The 3,507-nt window shown below is 73.6% G+C and carries 4 protein-coding genes; all 4 read left to right on the top strand.

All coding sequences use genetic code 11. The features are described from left to right. Positions 1-406: 406 nt before the first annotated feature. The 4 genes from ACFUJR_RS03860 to ACFUJR_RS03845 all read left to right on the top strand — a co-directional run bounded on the left by ACFUJR_RS03860 (position 407) and on the right by ACFUJR_RS03845 (position 3,381). Complete coding sequence (locus ACFUJR_RS03860) at positions 407-1,852, top strand: phage tail protein (RefSeq protein ID WP_383178221.1); 1,446 nt, start codon at positions 407-409, stop codon at positions 1,850-1,852. Between the two features lie 105 nt (positions 1,853-1,957). Further along, complete coding sequence (locus tag ACFUJR_RS03855) at positions 1,958-2,869, top strand: peptidoglycan-binding protein (protein WP_383181702.1); 912 nt, start codon at positions 1,958-1,960, stop codon at positions 2,867-2,869. Positions 2,870-2,897: 28 nt separating this feature from the next. Further along, the gene (locus tag ACFUJR_RS03850; RefSeq protein ID WP_383181705.1) at positions 2,898-3,131 is read left to right on the top strand and encodes a hypothetical protein; all 234 of its coding nucleotides are present in this window, start codon (positions 2,898-2,900) and stop codon (positions 3,129-3,131) included. Beyond that, complete coding sequence (locus ACFUJR_RS03845) at positions 3,118-3,381, top strand: hypothetical protein (RefSeq protein ID WP_383181708.1); 264 nt, start codon at positions 3,118-3,120, stop codon at positions 3,379-3,381. The genes ACFUJR_RS03850 and ACFUJR_RS03845 overlap by 14 nt, the downstream gene beginning before the upstream one ends. Positions 3,382-3,507 lie beyond the last annotated feature (126 nt).

Genomic DNA, 3,507 nt, shown 5'->3' with positions numbered 1-3,507 from the left:
GGGGGGTGACCCGCGGGGGCGCACCGTCCCCCCCCGGGAACCTCCCGGGCGGGCACGGCGACGCACCTTGACCGCGCTGCCCTCACACCGCGCCCCGCACACACCGCCGCGCCTTCACCCGCGGCGGCCCCGTCACGGCGCGGCGCAATTCACCACGAGCCGCCCCGTCACAGCGCGGCGCAATTCACCACGAGCCGCCCCGTCACAGCGCGGCGCAATTCACCACGAGCCGCCCCGTCACAGCGCGGCGCATTCACCACGAGCCGCCCCGTCACAGCGCGGCGCATTCACCACGAGCCCGCCCGTCGCAGCGCACCCCGGCGGGTCGCCCCTCCACCGGCGCGCCGGTACTCCCGTCGAACACACCCGCCGCCCGCCCTGCCTCTCCGCAAGCAAAGGAGCCCTCGTGCTGCCTCCGTCCATCTCCACCGTCCAGATCACCGCCCGCTATCTCAACCCCGACGGCGGCCCGATGAGCGGGTCCGTCGAATTCCGGCCGCCCTCGCTGCTCACGCATGCCGAGTCGGACGTCTTCGTGGGCGGGCCGACCCGCGCCACCCTCGACGCCGAGGGCCGGATCAGCGTCGTCCTGCCGGCGACCGACCTGCCCGGCTGGAACCCCGTCGACTGGACCTACCACGTCACCGAGAAGCTCGGCGGCATGGACCGGGTCCGGATCTACCAGATCGCGCTGCCCGCCGCCCACCCGGTCGTCGACCTCGCGGACATCCGCCCCGCGGACCCGAGCACGCCGAACCACGTGGCCGTGCCCGGCCCGCCCGGACCCGCCGGCGAACTCGGCCCGCAGGGACCCGCCGGCCCGGTACGGTCCGTCAACGGCCAGACCTCGGCCGACATCGTCCTGACCGCCGCCGATGTCGCCGCCCTCGCGACCACCGCCGCCGGAGCCGCCGGCGGAGTGGCGACCCTGGGTGCCGACGGCAAGGTCCCGGCCGCGCAGCTGCCGGCCGCCGGTGGCGCGGTCGGCTCCGTGAACGGGCGGACCGGCGACGTCGTACTGACCGCCGCCGACCTCGGCGCACTCACGCAGGCCGCCGGCGACCTGCGCTATCTGGCGATCGACGGTGCTCCGGTGAAGTCCGTCAACGGCCAGGCCGGCACGGTCCAGCTGAACGCCGCCGACGTGTCGGCGGTGGCCGCGGGTGACGCGGTGCTGCTCAGCGGAAGCCAGACCATCGCCGGCGCGAAGACGTTCGCCGTACCTCCGTCCACCACCGCCTCCCCCAGCACCGCCGACCACCTGGTCCGTCGGGGCTACGTCGACACGGTGTCCGCGGCGGGAACCTGGTCCCCCAGCGCGCTGGGCTTCTCCGGCTGGGCCTTCGACCCGGCGGCCTCCTCGGCGGACCAGGTGCAGTACTGCACCAACGGCACGGTCTACCTGATCGGTGTCCCGCTCCACGCGGCCACCACCATCTACAACGTGGTGTTCTACGTGCCCGGATACGTCGGCGGCACGCTGAGCTCCTCCTCGTACGCCGGGCTCTACTCCAGCAGCGGCAACCGGATCGCCCAGACCAGCAGCCTCACGACGCTGATCCCGGCGACCGAGGGAACCACCGTCATCTGCCCGATTCCCGTCTCGTTCAACGCGCAGGCCGGCCACTACTGGGTCGCTCTGCTCGTCAACGGCCCCAGCCCCAGCTACAACGGGCCCGCCTTCCTGCGGGGCGCCAGCGCGGGCGAGTACCCGGGCGGCAGCGCCCGAATGCCGGGGTCCTTCATCCGGCACGGCCGACTCCCCACGACCGGCCAGAGCTCGCTCCCGACGTCGTTCAACCCCTCGACCGTGGTCCCCGACGCCAACGCCATCTGGGCCGCGCTGGCCTGAGCCGCTCCCGCCCACACGATCCCGCAGCACCCCGAACGCCCCGTGCCGGTCCCCGACCGCACGGGGCGTTCGGCCTGACCCAGCCCACTCCACGGAAGGACCTCCATGGCCACGCCCCTCACCGCGGACCAGCTCCTCTCGGCGCTCCGCGCCGAAGGCGTCACCGTCGTCGAGCACGACGGCTGGCGCACCCACAACCGCAACCACGTCGGCGCCTGGGGCCCGGTGAACGGCGTGATGATCCACCACACCGTCTCCAGCGGCGCCGCCTCGTCGGTCGAGCTCTGCTACAACGGCTACTCCGGCCTGCCGGGCCCGCTCTGCCACGGTGTGATCACCAAGGACGGCACGGTCCACCTCGTCGGCAACGGCCGCGCCAACCACGCCGGCGGCGGCGACCCCTCCGTCCTCCAGGCCGTCATCACCGAGACGTACGGAACCCGGCCGCCCGCCCCCCAGGAGCACCAGGGCAGCTCCGGCGCCGTGGACGGCAACTCCCGCTTCTACGGCTTCGAGTGCGTCAACCTCGGCGACGGCGCCGACCCCTGGCCGGCCGCCCAGCTCGACGCCATCGAACGGGTCTCGGCGGCGATCTGCCGGGCTCACGGCTGGGGCGCCAAGTCCGTCATCGGGCACCTGGAGTGGTCCGACTGGAAGAGCGACCCGCGCGGTTTCGCCATGCCGGGCATGCGGGACCGCGTCCAGACCCGGCTCGGGGCGGCACCCGCGAAACAGCTGCCCGCCGCCCAGCGGCCCGCCACCCCGCGCTACCAGCCCTTCCCCGGCGCGTCGTTCTTCAGGAACAGCCCCAGTTCCCCGATCGTCACCGCGATGGGCCGCCGACTGGTCGCGGAGGGCTGCTCCGCTTACGCCGTCGGCCCGTCCCCGCGCTGGAGCGAGGCCGACCGCCGCAGCTACGCGCGGTGGCAGCGCAAGCTCGGCTTCACCGGCTCCGACGCCGACGGCTGGCCCGGCCGCACCTCCTGGAACGCGCTGAAGGTCCCGTACACGAAGTAGTCCCGCCCCTCACGAGAAGGAGCCCCCGATGTCCGACGCCTCCAAGCGCACGGCTCGTACCGTCCTCCAGACCGCCGTCGCGATCGCCGTCGTCCTCCCCGCGATCGTCGACGCCTCCGGGCTCCCGGAGACCCTGCCGTGGGTCGCCGGGGCACTGGCCGTGGCCGGTGCGCTGACCCGGATCATGGCCGTCCCGAGCGTGCAGAACCTCCTGCCCTCCTGGCTGCGCAGCTCACCGGGGGATGCCGATGACCGAGGCTGAACAGCACGACCCGGTCACCGTCGCCATCGAGCTGGAGCGGATGCGCGGCACCCTCGAGGCCGGCTTCGCCCGCGTCGACGGCTCGCTCGCCCTGCTCGTGCAGCGCAGTGACCAGACCGACAAACAGCTCGCCGACATGGAGTCCCGGCTCGACGCCCTGGAACGCTCCCGCTGGCCGCTGACCAGCATCGCCGCGCTGACGGCGAGCGCCGGTCTGATGCTCGCGGTCTGGGAGCTCGCCGGCAGGTGACACCGAATCCCGGTCGCGGGGAGGGGGGGGGGGGAGGGGCATGGGTGGGAAGGGTGGGCGGGGGATCGTTTCGCCTCAGGCTCCGGATCCCCTTCCCCTACCACCAACAAGGCGCCCGACTCAACA

Origin of the sequence: Streptomyces sp. NPDC057271 (assembly GCF_042668715.1) — a bacterium.
Taxonomy (GTDB): Bacteria; Actinomycetota; Actinomycetes; order Streptomycetales; family Streptomycetaceae; genus Streptomyces.
The sequence above is the reverse complement of the archived record's forward strand: the minus strand, read 5'-3'. Positions and strand labels throughout refer to the sequence as shown.

What these genes read in the sequence shown, in the direction of transcription:
- ACFUJR_RS03850 (WP_383181705.1), top strand. Translation starts at nt 2,898, where the DNA reads ATGTCCGACGCCTCCAAGCGCACGGCTCGTACCGTCCTCCAGACCGCC.
- ACFUJR_RS03855 (WP_383181702.1), top strand. Translation starts at nt 1,958, where the DNA reads ATGGCCACGCCCCTCACCGCGGACCAGCTCCTCTCGGCGCTCCGCGCC.
- ACFUJR_RS03845 (WP_383181708.1), top strand. Translation starts at nt 3,118, where the DNA reads ATGACCGAGGCTGAACAGCACGACCCGGTCACCGTCGCCATCGAGCTG.